Annotated in this window: 17 protein-coding genes; 14 read left to right on the forward strand and 3 right to left on the reverse strand. The window is 30.4% G+C overall.

Annotated features, from left to right (window positions below):
• The first annotated feature begins 10 nt into the window (after positions 1 to 10).
• The 9 genes from flhA to ACI48Q_RS06640 all read left to right on the forward strand — a co-directional run bounded on the left by flhA (position 11) and on the right by ACI48Q_RS06640 (position 8,665).
• Complete coding sequence (gene flhA / locus ACI48Q_RS06600) at positions 11 to 2,083, forward strand: flagellar biosynthesis protein FlhA (protein ID WP_474918251.1); 2,073 nt, start codon at positions 11 to 13, stop codon at positions 2,081 to 2,083.
• A complete protein-coding gene (flhF, locus tag ACI48Q_RS06605; protein WP_474918252.1) occupies positions 2,083 to 3,204 on the forward strand; it encodes a flagellar biosynthesis protein FlhF in 1,122 nt (373 codons plus the stop codon). Before flhA ends, flhF begins: the two co-directional genes overlap by 1 nt.
• Entirely contained in the window at positions 3,198 to 4,067 is an 870-nt protein-coding gene (locus ACI48Q_RS06610; protein ID WP_474918253.1) for a MinD/ParA family protein, read from the forward strand. The genes flhF and ACI48Q_RS06610 overlap by 7 nt, the downstream gene beginning before the upstream one ends.
• Before the next feature lie 9 nt (positions 4,068 to 4,076).
• Positions 4,077 to 4,727 carry a flagellar brake protein gene (locus tag ACI48Q_RS06615; RefSeq protein WP_474918254.1) on the forward strand — a complete coding sequence of 217 codons (651 nt, stop codon included), beginning with the start codon at positions 4,077 to 4,079 and terminating at the stop codon, positions 4,725 to 4,727.
• Positions 4,728 to 4,738: 11 nt separating this feature from the next.
• Positions 4,739 to 5,467, forward strand: coding sequence for a FliA/WhiG family RNA polymerase sigma factor (locus ACI48Q_RS06620; protein ID WP_474918255.1), 729 nt, complete (start codon positions 4,739 to 4,741; stop codon positions 5,465 to 5,467).
• A gap of 20 nt (positions 5,468 to 5,487) precedes the next feature.
• Positions 5,488 to 5,991, forward strand: coding sequence for a DUF6115 domain-containing protein (locus tag ACI48Q_RS06625; protein ID WP_474918256.1), 504 nt, complete (start codon positions 5,488 to 5,490; stop codon positions 5,989 to 5,991).
• A gap of 196 nt (positions 5,992 to 6,187) precedes the next feature.
• A complete protein-coding gene (locus ACI48Q_RS06630; RefSeq protein ID WP_474918257.1) occupies positions 6,188 to 6,970 on the forward strand; it encodes a flagellar hook-basal body complex protein in 783 nt (260 codons plus the stop codon).
• Between the two features lie 11 nt (positions 6,971 to 6,981).
• On the forward strand, positions 6,982 to 7,764 hold the full coding sequence (locus ACI48Q_RS06635; RefSeq protein WP_474918258.1) for a flagellar hook-basal body complex protein: 783 nt from the start codon (positions 6,982 to 6,984) through the stop codon (positions 7,762 to 7,764).
• A gap of 115 nt (positions 7,765 to 7,879) precedes the next feature.
• Positions 7,880 to 8,665 carry a hypothetical protein gene (locus tag ACI48Q_RS06640; protein WP_474918259.1) on the forward strand — a complete coding sequence of 262 codons (786 nt, stop codon included), beginning with the start codon at positions 7,880 to 7,882 and terminating at the stop codon, positions 8,663 to 8,665.
• 134 nt (positions 8,666 to 8,799) lie between these two features.
• On the opposite strand, the gene ACI48Q_RS06645 is transcribed toward ACI48Q_RS06640, so the two are convergent.
• Entirely contained in the window at positions 8,800 to 10,440 is a 1,641-nt protein-coding gene (locus ACI48Q_RS06645) for a putative manganese-dependent inorganic diphosphatase (RefSeq protein WP_474918260.1), read from the reverse strand.
• Positions 10,441 to 10,599: 159 nt separating this feature from the next.
• On the opposite strand from ACI48Q_RS06645, the gene ACI48Q_RS06650 reads away from it, so the two are divergent.
• Positions 10,600 to 13,149 carry a calcium-translocating P-type ATPase, PMCA-type gene (locus ACI48Q_RS06650; protein ID WP_474918261.1) on the forward strand — a complete coding sequence of 850 codons (2,550 nt, stop codon included), beginning with the start codon at positions 10,600 to 10,602 and terminating at the stop codon, positions 13,147 to 13,149.
• Positions 13,150 to 13,201: 52 nt separating this feature from the next.
• On the opposite strand, the gene ACI48Q_RS06655 is transcribed toward ACI48Q_RS06650, so the two are convergent.
• Positions 13,202 to 13,627, reverse strand: a complete 426-nt coding sequence (locus tag ACI48Q_RS06655) for a hypothetical protein (RefSeq protein WP_474918262.1) — start codon at positions 13,625 to 13,627, stop codon at positions 13,202 to 13,204.
• A gap of 292 nt (positions 13,628 to 13,919) precedes the next feature.
• Between ACI48Q_RS06655 and ACI48Q_RS06660 the strand changes: the two genes are divergently transcribed.
• A complete protein-coding gene (locus ACI48Q_RS06660; protein WP_474918263.1) occupies positions 13,920 to 16,211 on the forward strand; it encodes an AAA family ATPase in 2,292 nt (763 codons plus the stop codon).
• Between the two features lie 39 nt (positions 16,212 to 16,250).
• Here ACI48Q_RS06660 and ychF read toward each other — a convergent pair whose 3' ends face one another.
• A complete protein-coding gene (gene ychF / locus ACI48Q_RS06665) occupies positions 16,251 to 17,348 on the reverse strand; it encodes a redox-regulated ATPase YchF (RefSeq protein WP_474918264.1) in 1,098 nt (365 codons plus the stop codon).
• A gap of 318 nt (positions 17,349 to 17,666) precedes the next feature.
• Here ychF and rsmH point away from each other — a divergent pair, with 318 nt between their 5' ends.
• From rsmH to ACI48Q_RS06680, 3 genes are read left to right on the forward strand one after another with little or no spacing between them, the layout of a single operon-like run.
• Positions 17,667 to 18,599 (forward strand): 16S rRNA (cytosine(1402)-N(4))-methyltransferase RsmH, encoded by a 933-nt coding sequence (gene rsmH, locus ACI48Q_RS06670; protein ID WP_474918265.1) that lies wholly within the window; start codon positions 17,667 to 17,669, stop codon positions 18,597 to 18,599.
• Between the two features lie 27 nt (positions 18,600 to 18,626).
• The gene (locus tag ACI48Q_RS06675; RefSeq protein ID WP_474918266.1) at positions 18,627 to 19,106 is read left to right on the forward strand and encodes an FtsB family cell division protein; all 480 of its coding nucleotides are present in this window, start codon (positions 18,627 to 18,629) and stop codon (positions 19,104 to 19,106) included.
• A gap of 20 nt (positions 19,107 to 19,126) precedes the next feature.
• On the forward strand, positions 19,127 to 20,902 hold the full coding sequence (locus ACI48Q_RS06680; protein WP_474918267.1) for a stage V sporulation protein D: 1,776 nt from the start codon (positions 19,127 to 19,129) through the stop codon (positions 20,900 to 20,902).
• Positions 20,903 to 20,983 lie beyond the last annotated feature (81 nt).

Here is a 20,983-nt window from a genome sequence, read left to right on the forward strand (position 1 = left end):
CATATAAAGGATGGTAAATGTGTGGAAAAATAAAAAATTCAACATGAAAAATAACTTAGATATAATAGTAGCCTTTGGAGTAATTCTTATTGTACTTATGATAATTATTCCACTACCAACATGGCTATTAGATTTTTGTTTTGCTATAAATATATCCATATCTGTGGTTATTATGCTAATAACTATGTTTACCACCAGTGTATTACAGTTATCTGTATTTCCAACATTACTATTGGTTACAACGCTGTTTAGATTAGCATTAAATGCATCCTCAACTAGGCTGATTTTAGGTCAAGCTGATGCAGGAAAAATCATAGAAGCTTTCGGAGAGTTCGTAATAGGTGGAGACTACTTTGTAGGAATTATAATGTTTTTAATAATTGTAATTATTCAATTTATGGTTATTACCAACGGAGCTGGCAGAGTTTCTGAGGTTTCTGCAAGATTTACTCTTGATGCTATGCCAGGAAAGCAAATGAGTATAGATGCAGACTTAAATGCTGGTATGATAACGGAAGAAGATGCAAGAGAAAGAAGAAAAAATCTTCAAAGGGAAGCAGATTTTTATGGATCCATGGATGGAGCATCTAAGTTTGTTAAGGGAGATGCTATAGCAGGTATTATAATTACTATAATAAATATACTAGGTGGAATTATAATCGGAGTCTTAGTGAAAAAGATGGAGATAGGTGACGCTGCTGCTATATATACTAAACTGACCATAGGAGATGGTTTGGTTAGCCAAATACCAGCATTACTTATATCTACATCATCAGGTATACTGGTAACTCGTTCGGGCAGTGATGAAAACTTCGGTACTCAGGTAACTTCGCAGCTTAGCGCATTTCCAGTGGTTATTGCTATTGCTTCATTAGTGTTATTTATTTTAGGGATTATTCCTGGAATGCCAACAGGTATATTCCTGATGTTATCAGCGGCTACTGGATATAGTTCGTATTTACTATTTAAGGATGAGAAAACTAAGGCTGAAAATGAGATAGCTATACAGGAGAAAGAAATTGTAGAAATTGAAAGTAAAGAACCAGAGAATGTAATGAATCTAATTGCTGTGGAACCTCTAGAAATAGAAATAGGTTATGGATTAATACCAATGGCAGATGAAGCTTCAGGAGGAGACTTACTTCAGAGAATATCTTCAGTAAGACGGCAATGTGCCATTGAAATGGGGATAGTTGTACAACCTATAAGAATTAGAGATAATTTGCAGCTGAAGACTAATGAATATGCTATTAAAATCAGAGGTACTGTAATAGCAAGGGCAGAGGTTATGCCAAATATGTTCTTATGTATGGATGGTTCAGGTGAGGAGGTTACACTACCAGGTATAAAAACCATAGAACCAACCTTTGGAATAGAGGCTCTTTGGATTAATAAAGACCAAAGAGAGGAAGCAGAAATAAAAGGTTTTACAGTGGTAGATCCTACTACAGTTATGGTAACTCATCTTACAGAGACTATAAAATCAAGCTGTCATAAATTATTAGGTAGACAGGAAACAAAGTTAATTATAGATTCAGTGAAGGAAAAATATAGCGCAGTAGTTGAAGAGTTAATTCCTGACCTAATGACTATAGGAGAGATTCAAAAGGTTTTACAAAATTTATTAAAGGAAAAAGTATCTATAAAAGACATGGTAACTATCTTGGAGTGTTTAGCAGATAACTCAAGAAATACTAAGGATTTAGAAATATTAACTGAATATGTTAGACATGCACTCAGTAGGAATATTTGTAATAATTTAATAGATGAAGATGGAAGAATTGTAGTTATGACCTTATCTCAAGATATAGAAAACCTAATTGCATCTAATATTCAAAAATCCATGCAGGGATCATTCCCAGCGCTTAATCCAGATATTACTACGGAAATATTTAATAATATAAAGGCTCAAATGGATGCTACCTATTTCTCTAATAATATTCCTGTAGTATTAGTTTCACCGAGGATTAGACCAGCTTTTAGAAAACTTATAGAAATGGTGTTTCCTAATATTAACGTATTATCTTTAAATGAGATACCTAATGATATAGAGATAAGAACTGAAGGAGTTGTATCTATATAATGATTATTAAAAGATATGTGGCTTCTACTATGAAGGAGGCACTAAATAAAATAGGGGAAGATTTAGGTAGAGATGCTGTAATAATAAGCCAAAGAACGATTAAAAAACCAGGATTTAAAGGCTGGTTTGCTAGTAAAGTGGTGGAGGTTACAGCAGCAGTTGAATCAACAAATATTAGTACTAGAGAAGAAGTAGATAATATAGTAGAGCCAAAATATTCTGTAGATAGAGAATTAAAAAAAGAAGTAGAGGATATGAAAGAACTTTTAAGTAATATCATTAATGAAAATAAAAATTCACATAAAGCAAGCAACTCTTCAGATAAAATAAAGGACACTAGAAATGATCAGAAGGATAAAGGGGATATATTGAAGTTTTTATTAGACTTAGACATTGAGCAAGAAATTGCTGAGAAAATTCTTAATAATATTCCAGATAATTTAACTTCTATAAATAATAAAGAAGAAATTATAGAATATCTTAAAGAAGTTCTAGGTGAAATAGTTAAGGTGAAGTATGAGGAAATGAAAGGAACTGTAGCCCTAATTGGACCCACAGGGGTAGGGAAAACTACTACCATAGCAAAAATTGCAGGAAACCTTGCCCTTGTACATAAGAAAAAAGTAGGACTTATAACTGTTGATACCTACAGAATTGGAGCAGTTGAGCAGTTACGAACTTATGCAGATATAATGAATATACCTTTTAAAGTAGTATTTTCCTTAAATGAGATGGAAGATGCTATAAAATCCATGGATGGCTGTGATGTAATACTTGTAGATACTACAGGAAGAAGTAGTAAAAACACTATGCAACTATCAGAATTGCGAGCTTTTTTAAATAAAGCTAAGGCCGACTCTACATATTTAGTAGTCAGTGCCACTACAAAAAATAAAGATATAGACATTATAGTACAAGGATTCTCATTTATAGAGTATAATAACATTATAATAACTAAATTGGATGAAACGTGTACATATGGTTCAATAGTAAATATATGTTATAAAGCAAAGGCACCAATAGGATTTTTTACCACAGGACAAAATGTACCTGATGATATAAAAGTGTATGAACTAGAGGAAATCACATCATTAATAATAGGAGAGAAAAATCTATGTTAGATCAAGCGAGTAAGTTAAGGCAAATGGCTATTGATAGTGATTTTAATAGAAACTTAAATCTTAATAATACTAGAGTATTTACTATTACTTCAGGAAAAGGTGGAGTTGGTAAAAGTAATATAGTAGTTAATTTAGCAATATCCTTAAGAAAACTTGGGAAAAAGGTATTGATTTTAGATGCTGATTTAGGAATGGGAAATGATGATGTGCTTCTTGGAACAATACCTAAACATAATATTTTTGATGCTATATTTTCTGGTAAGGATATAGAAGAGATTATGATAGAAGGTCCTATGGGAATCAAGTTAGTTTCAGGTGGTTCTGCTCTTTCTAAAATCGATGACCTAACAGAGGTTCAAAGACAGATATTTTTAAAGAAGTTGGAAAATATTAAAGGTTTCGATTATATTTTAATTGATACTGGTGCTGGAGTTAATAGAACGGTAATGGCTTTTATAGCATGTAGCGATGAATTAATTATTGTGACAACTCCAGAACCCACAGCACTGACCGATGGATATAGTTTATTAAAAACTGTTAACCATTATAATATTAAAAAATCCGCCAAGATTATTATTAATAAGGTTCTTGATAAACATGAGGGGACTAATACCTTTAATAAATTTGATAATGCTGCACAGAAATTTTTAGGAATTAGACTAAATTTTTTAGGGGAAGTTTCGGAAGATAGAAAGCTTGTTCAAGCGGTTAGAATGCAAAAGCCAGTTTCTATAGCTTTTCCAAGTAGTGAAAGTTCAAAGGATATAGATAGAATTGCTAAAAACTTAGATGGAGTAAGCTATAGAACTTCAGGAGAAGGAATGCAATCACTATTTAAAAAAATATTTAACATTTTTTCATAGGGGGATAATATGGGAAGTATTACTTTAGAAGTGAATAAAAAAGTAGAAATAGTTTTTGAAGATAATAATATGGGAAGATCTATTGTACAAGAGGTTAGGGAAAAGTATTTTTCTATTGCTATTCCAGTGAGTCGTGGTGTTTACTATCCCTTAAATAAGGGAGATGTCATTAGGGTAAATTATAATGACGGAAAGGGCAATATATACGGATTTACTTCTGAGGTTATAGGAAGAAAGTTTGACATGGTTCCTTTAATTATGGTTAATAATCCTGGCGAAGTTAAGAAAATTCAGAGGAGAAACTTTGTAAGGGTCGATCACTTAGTTGAGATTAATTATATACCACTAGATGAATATCCAAAAAATGACATTAAAGAAATTAGTGACATAAATTTTAAAAATGGATATTCTTTAGACATAAGTGGTGGTGGAATGAGGATTAAGATTTTAGAAGAGCTGCAATTAAACCAATTTCTTTTAATATGTGCACCCATAGGAGATGAAGATATTTTATCACTATGTAGGATAATTAGAAAAGAAAAGAGTGAAGATAAAAGTTTTATTTATGGCGTTAGCTTTGATGAAATAGATATAAGAGTTAGAGAAAAATTAATTCAGTTTATTTTTAGGAGCATGAGAAAAAACATTAAAGTAAAATAGGAGGGTTAACTATGTCTATAGCTTATAATGTAGATGTGCGAGAAGAAATTGTGAAAAAGTATATACCATTAGTTAAGTATATTGCATCTAAAATTATTATTGGTAAGACGAAGTATGTAGAGTATGAAGATTTAATAAGCTATGGAATGATAGGGCTTATGGATGCCATAAATAAGTTTGATGAAAGTAAGGGAATGAAATTTTCTAGTTATGCATCTATAAGAATAAGAGGGGCTATAATTGATGAAATCCGTAAAAATAGTCCCATATCTAAAAGGTCTATGGACAAGCTTAATAGATACAACGAGGCTGTTGAAACTTTACAGGGTAAGCTATTAAGGAGTCCAGATAGCTTAGAGATAGCTAGTGAACTAAATATATCTTTAAAGGAATTAGGAGAAGTTGAAAACTATGTCAACTATATTTCCATAGTATCATTAGAGACCTTATTATTTAATGATGAAGATGAAGTATTGTTGCTGAATTCTATTGAGGATGTTAATAGTCCAAGTCCGCAAAATACATTAGAAGAAAAAGAAATGTATGATTATTTATATAAGGGATTAGAGTCTTTGAGAGAAAAGGATAAGATAATCTTAAATCTTTACTATTATGAAGGTCTTACTCTTAAGCAAATAGGAGAGGTGCTTCAGGTATCAGAATCGAGAGTTTGTCAATTACATAGTAAGGCAATTTTAAATTTAAAAAATGAAATTAAAAAGCTGAAATATGATATATAAATAGAAGAATAGGTGAAATGATGTATAGTTTATTAATAATCATAGGACTTACCTTGATTTTACTAAATATTAGAGCCATTATGAAGGAAAAAAATAAAAAAATAGATTTTAGTCATAGTATGAACATGGCTGAAGAAAGTACTGGAGAAGTAGACTTAAAAATACTAGAAGCGAGAAGTGAGTTTGCAAAAACCATTACGGAGTTACAAAGAGAAATAGAAGAATTGAAAGAGAGTATTCATTATAAGGACTTAGATGAAAAAAGAGAATTAACTATGACTTCGAATAAGGAACATGAAGTCGTATTGCCTATAAATAAAGATGAGAAAGAGGAAGAGAGTTTAGTACAAAGAAACCCAATTTTAGCAGTAGAAAGTAATAGCGGTAAGGTGGAAAGTAATAGTGGTAAGGTGGAAAAAATTAAAACCCTATTAAATAATGGTCATACTGAAGAAGAGGTTGCAAGAGAATTAAATATTGGGAAGGGTGAGGTGCTATTAATAAGAGAATTATACAAAATATAAATAGATACATAGATATATTTAGTGATAGAAAACTTTTATTTGGAATAGGAATAGGAATTTTAATAGCTGTAGTATTCACCTTTGCTGGTAAGTTAAATTATGAACTCAGTGATGGACAAATAGAAATAAAGGCTAGACAATTAGGAATGGAGTACCCAAAGGATATAAAAATAAATATAAAGGATGGGGATAAAAAGTGATAAGAGGAATGTATAGTGCAGCATCAGGACTTATTACTAGCGAAGCAAAGCAAAATGTAATAATGAACAATATGGCAAATGTAAATACAATTGGTTATAAATCTGAAATCATATCTTTAAAAAGCTTTGATGAAGTATATATATCTAATAGAGATAAAATTTCTGGAGGAAAAAATGTTAAAAATACCATTGGTTCAATAAGTAATGGGGTAGAACTCAATAAAAGAGTTACTAATTTCTCTCAAGGTTTATTAAATCAGACAGGACTATCTACAGATTTTGGTATACAGGGAGATGGATTCTTTACAGTACAAAGAGTAGAAGGTAATACAACGAAAAACTATTACACTAGAGATGGTCATTTTGCTGTAGACAATGGTGGGTACTTAGTAACCGCTAGTGGAGATAGAGTAATTGGCAATAATGGACAGCCTATTTCTATCGGTAATGGAGAAATATCTTGCAATAGTAATGGAGAGATTTTTGTTAATGGAGAATATAAAGGTACTCTAAGAGTAGTAGATTTTCCTCGAAATGATAATGGTGAGTATGTAAATTTAACTAAAGCTGGATTTAATCTTTATGAGGGAAATAACCCCACACAAGCTACAGGAACTTTTATCCAACATAAATATTTAGAGGGTTCCAATGTAAAAACTATTGAAGAAATGGCTGATATGATGACGGTAATGAGAAATTTCGAAAGTAATACTAAGGTTTTAAAAATATTAGATGAAACCTTAGGTAAGGCAGTAAACGAAATAGGAAATGTAAAATAGGAGGATAAGTTATGTACACTCTTTTATATACAAATAGAAGTGCTATGGTAGCACAACAGGACAAGTTAGACGTGATCTCAAATAATCTAGCTAATATAACTACGGTGGGGTATAAAAAAATGGATACCTCGTTCACAGATTTATATTCTCGTTCACTAGATAGATTAGGATATCCAGTGTCTGATGAAGCAAAAAACTTATTTACTGGAACAGGGGTAAAAAGTACTGAAGATAAGAGACAATTTACGCAAGGGAGCTTAAATAACACAGAAGTCACTACGGATTTAGCTATTGATGGAGAAGGATTATTTAAAGTATATAGAGCTGATAATACAGCTGCATATACTAGAAATGGAAGCTTTAAGGTTGATGCTTCAGGAATGTTAGTAGATAATAATGGATATAAAGTATCTGTTGTGGATAATAATGGAAACGAGGTAGATTACTCGAGGGGAGAATTTAATCTTAGAGATGGATTTACTATGGATAAAGATGGTGGCATATATGTAGAGGCAGATGGTAAAGATCAAAAAATAGGAAATATTAAAACCTATACAGCAGTTGGCAATGCAAGTTTTATATCTGTAGGAGAAAGTTTATTTATACCTAAAGATGGAGTAAATGTATTTGAAACTACAGGAAGAAATATACTTCAAGGGCATTTAGAAAACTCTAATGTAGATTCAGGTGTAGAGATGACGAATATGATTATAACTCAAAGAGCCTTTCAGCTAAATTCATCAGCATTAAAGACAGCTGATGATATGTGGGGAATGATAAATAATTTAAGGTAAAATATGTAATGACCCCTGGGGTGATTCCATTTTATGGAACTACCCCAGGGGTTTTATTCTAAAGATAATATAGCTCTCATATAATATATAGAGAATAAAATCATGGAGGTTTTTTATGGGAGTTGGATATTTATTTGGATGTTTAATGAGTATATTGTTATGGAAGATAGATAAACATCAAATATTTTTTACAATAAACATTTTTTTGAAAAATAAAATAAAGAATATATATATGATACAATTATTATATTTAGTAATTATAGTTATAGTGGGTTTAATAATAGATATATATTCACATTTAGAGATAATTAAAGCCATAGTAGGGTTTATAGTAATAGAGATAAGTAGTAGTGAAAGGAAAAATCTAAGCAGGAAGGGTGTAGAAAAAAAGTATTTTTATGATACATTATCTATAATCGCTAAGGCATTAGTTTGTGGGTTTATAGCTCCTGTTATATATATATTAATTTTCGGTAGTATAGGAGGAATAGTTTATACCATTATTTACTATGTAAGCGATGATAATAGCTATACAATATTTAGCAATATATTGAGTATATTAAATATATTACCATGTATGATTACCAGTCTATTGCTATATTTAATATATATTCCTCGAAATAAAACCTTTATAATAGATTTTAAAGGAGATTTTTTTAATAATATGATATTTGATCCCTTATTAAATATTTATATAATGTCTGCTTATATAGAGTCGGTTAATTTTTATTATCATATAGGAAAGAAAAATGTATATTACCTTAAAAGCTATGGGGTATATAATAGTAAAATTGATGATATCTGCGTAAAAGATTTCTTAAGTGTTATTTATGCTATGTGCTTTGTAATATATATGTGCTTTTGGATGTATATAGAGACATATGGAAGCATATTGAGGTGATATAGGGTTCTTTATAGGTATTTATATAGTAAAAAGTAGTAAGCTACAAAGTGATAAATTAATGTAAAGCTTGTGAGTAAAGTTCACAAACTAGGGATTTAAATTTATTACACCTGTAGCATACTATATAAATTTTATTTTATTTGGTTTATCATTTCTGTAAGAGGTGGTATAACTTGTTTCTTTCTAGATACAACGCCTTCTACATATGCACTATCGTCCTTTGGTTTAACATCAAAGGCTCTATAGAATACTTCTTTATGTTCACCAGCAACGATAAATAGGGTTGCCTTTTTAAATATATCTGTAGCCATAAGGGTAATTATATCAAAATTATCCTGTTTAGCTTTTTCGTTCATAAGAGCTTTTAGATCATCTATTAATGGCTTAAAACCTTCCATATCAGTGGTCATTATTTGAGATACTCCAACCTTAAAGTTACCTATATTAAAGGCTTTAAAATCTTGATATAGTAGTTGTTTAGCAGTTTTACCTTCTATTGAAGTACCAGCTTTAAACATATCTTCTGCAAATTTATCAATGTCTAAGTTAGCAATCTCAGACAACCTTTTTAGAATTATTTCGTCTATAAAGGTGGCAGTTGGAGATTTTAATAGTAGGGTATCAGAAATTATTGCGGCACATAAGATTCCAGCAATTTTTTTAGAAGGTCTGATACCATTTTCAAAGAATATTGATGCTACTATAGTTGAACTACTTCCCACTGGTTCATTTCTAAAATATATAGGAAGTCCAGTCTGAATATCTCCTATTCTATGGTGGTCGATGATTTCTAATACATTGGCGTCTTCTAATCCATCTACTGATTGAGCTTTTTCATTATGATCTACTAGAATTATTTTCTTTTTTTCTTGAGAAATTAAGTGATATCTTGAAATACTTCCTACAACTTTTCCACTTTCATCTAATACAGGATAACTTCTGTATCTAGTTTCCAGCATAATATCTTTAATATCCTCTATAAAGTCTGCAGTAGAAAAAGTTACAACATTATTATTAGTCATTACATACTCTATAGGAACACTTTGATTTATCAATCTAGCTGTGGTAAAGGAATCAAAAGGAGTATTGATAATTGTACATTCCTTTTCTTTAGCTAATTCAATGATTTTTTCAGAAGGGGTAGCGTTGTTTGTAATAATCATTAATCTAGCATTATTTTTTAATACAAATTCCTGAACGATCTCCCTATCTCCACATATGGCTATATCTTCCTCATCTATAATAGAATCCTCTGTAGGCTCCATCATAGCTACTACTACTTTTCCTTTTAGATTTAATTCATCTTGAGCTTTATAAATAATTTTACCTGATAGGGTTTCAAGAATATTAGTTAAACTTGTATTACTTTTAGAAAGCACGTAGTTATCCCATATATCTAAATAGCTAGCAGCTAGGTTAGATACAGATACAATACCCGCAAGTCTTTCATTGGCATGAATTACAGGAAGGGTTTTTATATTTTTTCTCTTCATAATAGACCAAGCCATTTTTAATGATATATCAGGAGAAACGGGAGCTACATTATCAATTTCTAAATCTGCAATTTGGGGTTTTACTGTTTGAATAAGTTGTGGAGGTTCAACACCAAAGTAGTTTAGTACAAATTGAGTTTCTCTGTTAAGTTCTCCCAGTCTAATTGGTACAGCTTTAAGCTTTTGAGTTTTATTTTTGAATTCAGCATAGGCTAGCGCTGCACATATAGAATCTGAATCTGGGTTACGATGCCCTGTTATGTATACTGTATTTTTCACAACATAACCTCCTTATTATAATTTAAACTTTTGTTACATTTAGTATTGTATAGGTTTATTTAAAGTATGTAAAGCTAATTTTTTCATATAGAGAATAAATGTGACATATATTTAGAGTAAAAGTAATTTAAATATTTTATAAATAAAGGGGGAGACAGTGTGAATGCCAAAGAATATAGAGGACTAACAGATGAAGAAGTTAAAAGAAGGCTCAAAGATCATGGACTTAACGAGTTAGCTAATAAGAATCCTATATCACCAATAAAAATATTCTTATCACAATTCAATGATGTAATTATATGGATATTAATTGCAGCTACCATAATCTCAGGGATAATGGGAGATAGGGCAGATGCTATAACCATAGTAATTATTGTAATCATGAATGCAGTTCTTGGTTTTATACAGGAATATAAAACAGAAAAATCATTAGAGCAATTGAAAAAACTAGCTGCACCTACAGCAAAAGTTATTAGAAATAATAAGATAGAGGTTATTAACTCGATATATTTAGTTCCTGGTGATATAACAATACTAGATACTGGTGATAGAATTCCAGCAGATAGTATTTTAGTGGAAGGAAGCAATTTAATGGTAGATGAATCCTTATTAACAGGAGAATCTGCAGGAGTTTATAAAAATCATAATGATGATAGTACTTTATATATGGGAACAGTAATCTTGACAGGAAAGGGAAAGGCAAAAATTTACGCCACAGGAATGGAAACAGAAATGGGAAAGATTGCACATATGTTACATTCCATAGAAGAGGAAACATCTCCACTTAAGGAGAGATTAAATTCTTTAGGAAAGGTATTAGTAGGACTTTGTCTTTTGATTTGTGCATTAGTAACGATATTAGGAGTATATAGGGGAGAAAATATATATGATATGTTTTTGTCAGGGGTCACATTAGCAGTAGCGGCTATTCCTGAAGGACTATCAGCTATAGTTACAGTGGCACTAGCATTAGGAGTTTCTAGAATGCTTAAGAGAAATGCACTAGTGAGAAAGCTACCTGCTGTTGAGACACTAGGATGTACTTCTGTTATATGTAGTGACAAGACAGGGACTCTTACAGAAAATAGAATGACATTAACGGCACTTTTATATGATGGAAATATACATGAATTATCAGAAGAAAAAGATTTTAATCACAATATGCTAAAAGAGATATTTGTATATTGTAATGATTGCAATTATGATTATAGAGCACAGTATTTAGATAAGGGTGTACTAGGAGATCCAACAGAGGCAGCATTAATCAAAGGATTCTTTAAGGATATAAGTAATGTTGAAAAGTTTAACAGCAAAATAGAGAGAGTTTTTGATATACCTTTTGATTCCACAAGAAAGATGATGACGGTAATTGTAAAGGATAATTCCACTAAAGAAGAAACTTGTTATGTTAAAGGTGCACCAGAGAGAATATTAGATAAATGCTCATATATTTTAGTCAATGGAAGAGTTGAGCCTATGTCTATTCCATATAAAAAAAGCATAGAGAAGCTTATTGATGATATGTCTTTTAGGGCCCTAAGGTGTATAGCAGGAGCATATAAAAAGGAAGGATTAATAAAAGGTGATAAAGTAGAGAATAATCTAATATTTGTTGGTGTTGGAGGAATAATAGATCCACCAAGAAAAGAAGTAAAGGATGCAGTATTAAAGTGTAAGGTAGCTGGAATTAAGCCAGTAATGATTACTGGAGATCATAAAAATACGGCCTTTGCCATAGGTAAAGAACTTGGTATATGTAAAGAAGGAAAAGAAGTAATAACAGGAGCAGAGTTAGATAATTTAGATGATAAACAATTAGTAAACAATATTGATACTTATAGGATATTTGCTAGAGTTAGTCCAAAGCATAAACTAAGGATTGTAAAAGCATTTAAGGGGAAAAACAAAATAGTTGCAATGACAGGAGATGGAGTTAATGATGCTCCTGCCATAAAAGAAGCTGATATAGGGATTGCTATGGGAATATCAGGCACAGATGTAACTAAGGAAGCTGCATCTATGATACTTCTTGATGATAATTTTGCTACCATTGTTACTGCTGTGGAGGAAGGTAGAGTTATCTATGACAACATTAGAAAATTTATAAGGTATTTACTATCCTGTAATTTAGGTGAAGTGTTAACTATGTTTTTAGCATCTCTATTTTATTTAGAAGTACCGCTATTACCAATACAAATACTATTTGTAAATTTAGTTACTGATGGTCTTCCAGCAATAGCATTAGGTGTGGATCCACCAAATAAAAATATTATGTATGAAAAACCAAGAGGAAAGAATGAAAGTATATTTGCAAGAGGTTTAAAGGAAAAGATTTTAATTCGTGGATCCCTTATAGGAGTTTGTACTGTGCTAGCATTTTTAGTTGGAAAATACTATGGATATAGTTTAGAGATTTGTAGAACTATGGCACTAGGAACACTAATAACATCTCAACTAATACATGTATTTGAATGTAGAAGTGAAAAGTTTTCATTATTTGAGATGAATCCATTTACAAATATGTATTTATTAGGAGCTGTAGGTTTATCAATAACTGCACTAATTGGCATAATATATCTACCAGTATTTCAAATGATATTTCATACTACATCACTAGATTTTGGACAATGGCTAGTGATTGTATTCTTCTCAGGTATAATATCCTTCATTAATAGCATTGCTATATTTGTGGGAAACAAATTTCAATAATTTATTGTATTATTTTAAAGTGACATATAAAAGACTATGGCATGCCATAGTCTTATTTATATTTTCTATTTTGTTTAGTCCTTTGCATCTTAACGCCACCTTCTACAGGGACTAAGTCCTTTTTAGTAGTAAGGTTTAGAACATTCATAATAGAGATAACGTCCTTAAATTTTTTCTTTTTCTTCTTTTTGCTGTAATCAGGTTTAAGTCCTTGAATTATTAGTGAATGACCTTGTGATATAGTTATAAATGTAGGTTTCTTAAACCATCTTTTTTTCTTATATACACAAGTGGCTACAGTTCTAAGACTATCTTGTTTAAGCACAAGGGTTACAGTAATCCAATTTAAAATTCCTAAAAATGATTTCTCCTCAGTTTTTACAGATAATGCTCTACCTTGTAATTGAGTTAATCTGTCTCCGTATCTGTTTAAAAATGCGTTAGTATAGCCCTGTGATAATTTGTCTTTAAATCCCATATGAATAACTCCTTTTCATGAAGAATTGATAATCTACATAATAATATGAATATTTAATATGTAATCAATAGTATAATATGTTTATTATATAGTAACTAGGTTATTATAACAAGTTTATGTTAGTTTTTCAAATAATATATTTATTCTGCCCAAATTATAATTTTTCATTTATATTAAGGCAAAAGGATACAGTTATATTTCTATATGTTTATATGTTAAAATTTCATATTTATGTTCCAAAACATTGTCCAAAAGAATATTAATATATTAGATTATTTTTTAGGAGGACAGTATGGAGAGAGCATTATCACCAGAAGAGGTTATATATAAATTTAAAACTAATAATATAGTAAGAAATTATGGAGAATTTACATTGCCACAGTATATAGATGTATATAGTAAGATTAAGACATCTATAGAAGTAGACAGGGATGGGTATAACATGTATTTAATAGGAGAATTTCCTAAGGAGAGAGTAAAACATATTATAAGTTATGTTAAAAACATATTGAAAAATGAAGAAGCTCCAAAGGACATTTGTTATGTTATAAAAGACAATTCTAAGGAGCCTATTCCTATAATATTGAATAGTGGTATGGGAATAAAATTAAAGGAAGAGCTATTATCTCTTCAGAAATTGTATGACGATTTGAGTTTTGAGTTTTATAATAATTTAGATAATGAAGAGAAGGATAGTCTTATTAATAATATACAACAAAATAGAAATAAGTTAGTTAGTGATTTAATTGAAGTATCAAAAAAATATGGGTTTGATATTAAGAACAGTGATAATGGATTTGCCTTTATTCCATTAAATAATGAAATGGAAATGACAGAAGAAGAGTATGAAAATCTAGAGGAAGAGGAGAGAAATAGATTAAATATTAAGGTAAGTGAATTAAAGCACAAAGCTAAGAATATTTTTGCTCAATTAAAGTCTATAGAAAGTGAAGAAGTAAAAAAAATTAAGAATATATTAGAGCTTTATTTTGGTGAAAAGATTGTAGAGAAAAGTGAAGAATTAAAAGAAATATTTGAGAAGGATAAACTAGCTCTAGATTATCTTTTATATGTTTTAAATACTATTAAGAATAATTTGATTGATAATTATTCTATAAATTATGAAGATGATGAAGAAAAAATTAATGACATAATATATAAATATAATATTAATGTGTTGGTGGATAATAGCAAAAATAATACGCCTCCTGTGATATTTGAAGAAGATCCAAATATGACTGCTCTATTTGGAAGTATTGAATATGAAAATCATAACAATATGTATGTTTCAAAGTTATCATCTTTAAAGGCAGGGAGCTTTATAAAAGCAAATGGAGGATGTCTTATATTAAGAGCTAATAGTTTATTAAGTAATGGTCAATCTTATAATAATTTGAAAAAAGCACTATTAACAAAAAAGGTTGATTTGGATTATAATAAGGGATATTTTGAGCTTCTTTCACTAGGCGGATTAAGACCTGAACCAATAAGCGTAAATACTAAAGTAATTTTAATAGGAGATTATGAAACATATGATATATTATATAATCTTGATAAGGATTTCAAAAATTTATTCAAGATAAGAGGAGAGTATAGAAATACATTATCAATAGATGAAAGCACTACTTCTATTTTACAGATGCAAATTGAAGAATTTATAATTCATAATAATATAAAACCGGTTACTGAAAGTGGTATTAAAGAGATTGCAAAGGTATTATCTAGAAAAGCTGAAAACAGAAATAAACTTTATTTTGATGATGATGAGTTATTTGATCTGTTGATATTAGCTAATTGCAAGGCGGTAGAGGAGAATAAAGAGTTTATTGATGGAAAGGACATAGATGATGTATTCTTTAAACAGGAAATAATTGAAGATGAATTTTTAAAACTATATAGTGAGAAAAAGGTTTTTATAGATATAGATGGAGTAAAGGTTGGTAAAATCAATGGTCTTTCAGTGATAAACACTGGATACACTAGTTTTGGAAAGCCTATTAGGATAACCTGTACTTGTTCAAAAGGAGAGGGCAGAATTTTAGATGTTCAAAGAGAGGCCAATCTAAGTGGTAAAATCCATACTAAGGCAATAAGCATCCTAAAGGGGTATATAAGTACATTAAACGGTGGATATACTAAGCTTCCAGTTGATTTTTACTTAAGCTTTGAGCAGTTATATTCTAAGGTGGATGGAGATAGTGCATCTGTGGCAGAAGTTATATGCATAATATCATCTATTACCAAAATACCTATAAGACAAAATATAGCTGTAACAGGTTCAATAAATCAATTTGGAGAAGTGCAGCCTATAGGTGGAGTTAATGAAAAGATAGAAGGGTTTTATAAAATATGTAAGGAATTTCAAAGTGTTAAAGGGAAGGGTGTGATTATTCCATCTTCTAATAAAGACGATTTAGTTCTTTGTAGTGAAATAGAAGATGCAGTGTTACAGGGTGATTTCACTATATATATTATAGATAGCATTGAGGATGCTATGAAATTATTATTAGATTATGAAGATCTATCTTTAGAAAAAATAATAGATATAATAAAGAATGAATGTGAGAAATACAGTAAAGAGTAAAAAAATGTAAGCACCCCTGGGGTGCTTACATTTTTTGTATTAGACATTAAATCTAAAGTTTACTACATCTCCATCATCCATTACATACTCTTTTCCTTCTAATCTGTAGTAGCCGTTTTCCTTTGCAGCAGCTTCGGAGCCACATTCTACTAGTTTATTAAAAGATATGATTTCAGCTCTTATAAAACCACGTTCAATATCACTATGAATTTTTCCTGCAGCTTGAGGAGCTTTGGTGCCTCTTCTAATAGTCCAAGCTCTAACTTCTTGAACTCCAGCGGTTAAAAAGCTCATTAATCCAAGTAGCTTATAACTAGCTTTTATAAGCTTATCAAGACCAGATTCAGATAGTCCATATTCATTAAGTAATTCAGACTTTTCATCATCCTCAAGGGTTGATAATTCTTCCTCAATCTTTGCACATACAATGATTACTTCAGAATTTTCATTAGAAGCATATTCTCTAACCTTTGCCACTAATTCATTTTCGCCGCCACATTCCATTAAATCATCTTCACTGACATTACAAGCATATAATACAGGTTTAGAAGTAATTAAGAATAGCCCTTTAACAAAATTATCCTCATCTTCATTGAATTCTAAAGTTCTAGCAGGGTTGTTATCCTCTAAATGTTTTTTTACTCTTTCCATTATATCATATTCCCATTTAGCAGTTTTGTCTCCTGAACGAACAAGCTTTATAGATTTTTCCATTCTTCTATCTAATACCTCTAAGTCAGAAAAAATTAATTCAAGGTTTATAGTTTCTATATCTCTTATAGGGTCTATGGAACCTTCCACATGAACTATATTATCATCCTTAAAGCATCTTACCGTATGAACAATAGATGCAACTTCTCGAATGTGAGATAAGAATTTATTTCCAAGCCCTTCACCTTTACTTGCCCCTTTTACTAGACCTGCAATATCATAGAATTCTATAGCTGTATGTACTTGTTTTTTAGAGTTGTAAATTTTTTGTAATACATCTAAACGTTGGTCTGGAACACTAACAACTCCAACATTTGGTTCTATAGTACAAAAAGGATAGTTAGCAGATTCTGCCCCAGCCTTTGTAATAGCATTGAATAAAGTACTTTTTCCTACGTTAGGTAGTCCTACAATTCCTAATTTCATAAAATATTCGTCCTTTCTATATAAACATTGTTTAATAATCAATTAAATGTAATTCTTTTAAATTATACTCTAGGGAGAAATTAATTTCAACATGATTAATAGTTACAAAGATTTGGAAGATATTCGTATATAGATATATAGATAATTATATTTATATTAATATTAAATTCAATAGTTAAAAAACATTGAATTTAAAAGGAATTTTCATATATATATAGAATAATTATGGTATAATATACAATATGTCAAAAAGTATGTATTATAATTTACAGATTAAGTTGTAAAATATGTAGCATGTAACGCAAAAGGAGATTAACTATGGAATTTAAACATATATCAGTAATGTTAGATGAATGTATTGATGGCCTTAATATTAAAGAGGATGGCATATATGTTGATTGTACATTAGGTGGAGCAGGACATTCTTTAGAAATATTAAAAAAGCTTTCAAATAAAGGTAAACTTATAGGGATAGATCAAGATTTAGATGCCCTTAATGAAGCAAAAAATAGATTAAAGGATTATGATAATGTAATCTTTGTTCACAATAACTTCTATAATTTAAAAGAAATTTTAGAAGAGCTAAATATTCCTAAGGTGGATGGTATACTAATGGATTTAGGAGTTTCTTCCTATCAATTAGATGAAGGAGCTAGAGGCTTTAGCTATATGAAAGACGCACCTCTAGATATGAGAATGAATAGAGAAAATCCATTTTCGGCTTATAATGTAGTTAATGAATATAGTGAAGATGAACTGTTTAGTATATTAAAGGAATTTGGTGAAGAGAAATTTTCAAGATCTATAGCTAGAAAAATAGTAGCTAGAAGAGATAAGAAATCTATAGAAACAACTTTTGAATTAGTCGAAATTATAGATGCGTCCATACCAGGAAAGTTTAAAAGAGAGGGAGGACATCCAGCTAAAAGAACTTTTCAAGCTATAAGAATAGAAGTTAATAAAGAACTTCATATACTAAACAAAGCAGTAGAGGATGGGGTAGAAGCTTTAAATCCCGATGGAAGATTAGCTATTATTACATTTCATTCTCTAGAAGATAGGATAATAAAAAGTAAATTTAGAAATTTAAATAATCCATGTACATGTCCAAAATCCTTACCTGTTTGTCTATGTGGTAAAAAACCCATTATTAACCTTGTTAATAGAAAGCCTATAGAGGCCAGTGAGGAAGAATTAGAAGTAAATTCAAGAAGTAGAAGTGCTAAACTAAGAATTTGTGAAAAAATTTAGTTCTAAAAACGTGATGGGGGTCGTAAAATGGTAGTGGAAGAAAGAAAGCTTAAAGTAAGTGGTAGCACTGCATTGGCACCGCAGAAAAAGGCAGTACCTAAGAAGAGGGTAAAACCACCTAAGAGAAAAAGAAAGACCGATAATAAAAGGGAAATATTAAAGGTAATAAGAGCTGGGGGAGCTATATTTATTACTGGTTCCATTGCTTTTAGCATAGTTTTTAGATACAGTACCATATACTCTAATCAAAAGGAAATAATTTCTATTAAAGATGAAATTGGAAGAACAAAAGAAAAAAATGAGGAGTTAAAGGTAAATCTTCTAAAACTAAATAATATTTCTTACGTGGAAGAGATAGCAACAAAAGATTTAAATATGGTACAACCAAATGGCGATAGTGTTGCTTATTATGAATTAGAGAAAAATGAGAACAAAGAAAATGCTACAGAAGAAAAAGGGAAGATTTCTGTTCTATTAGATAAGATAAAAAATATATTATTTAATTAGCAGATTGAGAGGAAGAAAGATTGTCTAGGAATAATATAAAACGAAAGTCCTTGCCTCAAAATAGAATGATTATTGCCATGGTATTTGTCTTACTAATTTTTTCAGGACTAATAGCGAGGTTATCCTATATAATGGTTTTTAGAGAAGATAAATATCAAGCATTAGCCACCCAGCAATGGACAAGTGATGTAAAAGTAGATGCAAAAAGAGGAAGAATACTGGATCGTAATGAGAAAGAATTGGCAGTTAGTGCTGATGTTTATAGGGCAGATTTAGATTTAAAAACTTTAAGAAAAGAGCTGGAGAAAAATGGACTTTCTATGCAGCAACTGGCTAAGAGTTTAAGTGAAATAGTTCAAATGGAAGAAGCTATTGTTTATGATATTCTCACAAAAACTCTTGATAATGGGGAATTAAGATCATCTGCTATATTAAAGAGGAGAATAGAAAAGAGTCAGGTAGATGCTTTAAAAAATTATTGTAAAGAGAATGAAATTACAGGCGTCGTTATAGCTTCTGATACCAGGAGATATTATCCAAATGGTAATTTTGCAGCTCATTTATTAGGACACACTAACTCAGATGGACAAGGTCTTACAGGAGTAGAATTATACTACAATAAGTACTTAGCGGGAGTGCCAGGGTTTAAAGTGTCAGAAAGTGATCAAAAGAGTGAAAATCTTCCATATGAAGATGCAAAAGTTACTAATCCAGTAGAAGGTAGAGATGTGGTTCTTACAATAGATGAGACTATACAGTACTTCACTGAGAAATTAGCGGAAGAAGCTTTAAAAAACAATGGTGCAAAGGCTGTTTCCATTATGGTTATGGATCCTAACAATGGAGAGATAATAGCAATGGTTAACAAACCAGATTATGATAATAATACCCCTTGGCCTGAAGATATAAGTGATGACGATATTCAAAAGATGTGGAGAAATAGATTAGTCAGTGATGCTTATGAGCCAGGGTCTATCTTTAAAATAGTAACTGCTACAGCTGCCATTGAAGAAGGAGTTATAAAACCTGATGAAACTTTTTATTGTGGTGGTTCCCTAAAGATAGGGGGAAGAGTTATTCATTGTGCAGATAGAAATGGGCATGGATATTTAACTTTTGAGGAGGTTCTAAAAAAATCTTGCAATGTAGGTACTATGATATTAGGAGATAGAATAGGAAAAGAAAAATTCAATGAGTATATATATAAATTTGGCTTTGGAGAAAAAACAGGAATAGATTTACCAGGGGAAGCAATTGGCATTATAAAGCCAGCAGATGAAATATCAATTACAGACCTAGCAACTATTTCTTTTGGACAGAGCAATACTACAACGGCAATTCAGTATATGAGAGCCTTTAATGCAGTAGCTAACGGAGGCACATTAATTACCCCTCATGTAATGAAAGAAGTAATACACTACGATGATAACAATAATAGAATAGTAGATAGTAGTTATTCTAACTATAATAAAGAAGAAGCTTTAAACAGCAATACTATGGCAGAATTAAAAAAATATCTTGAACTTAAACAAGAAAAAGGGAAGGAAAATTCAAACATATATAATTATAAAATTTCTGGAAAAACAGGAACAGCAGAAAAAATTGATCCTGTTAATGGAGGATATGCTGAAGGTAAGTATATTTCATCTTTTGCAGGAATGGCACCGGCAGATAACCCTAAGTTTACAGTTTTTGTTACTGTTGATGAACCTAATGCGTCAAATTACTATGCATCACAAACAGCTGAACCAGTAGCTAAAAAATTATTTGACGATATTTTTAGGTATATTAATTAATATAATTTTATTTATGAAGTAAACTTATATGATAAACGTATGTAGAATTAGATAGTTAATTAATAGTTGTAGGTAGAGAGG

The organism is Clostridium sp. LXY-7 (assembly GCF_056172015.1).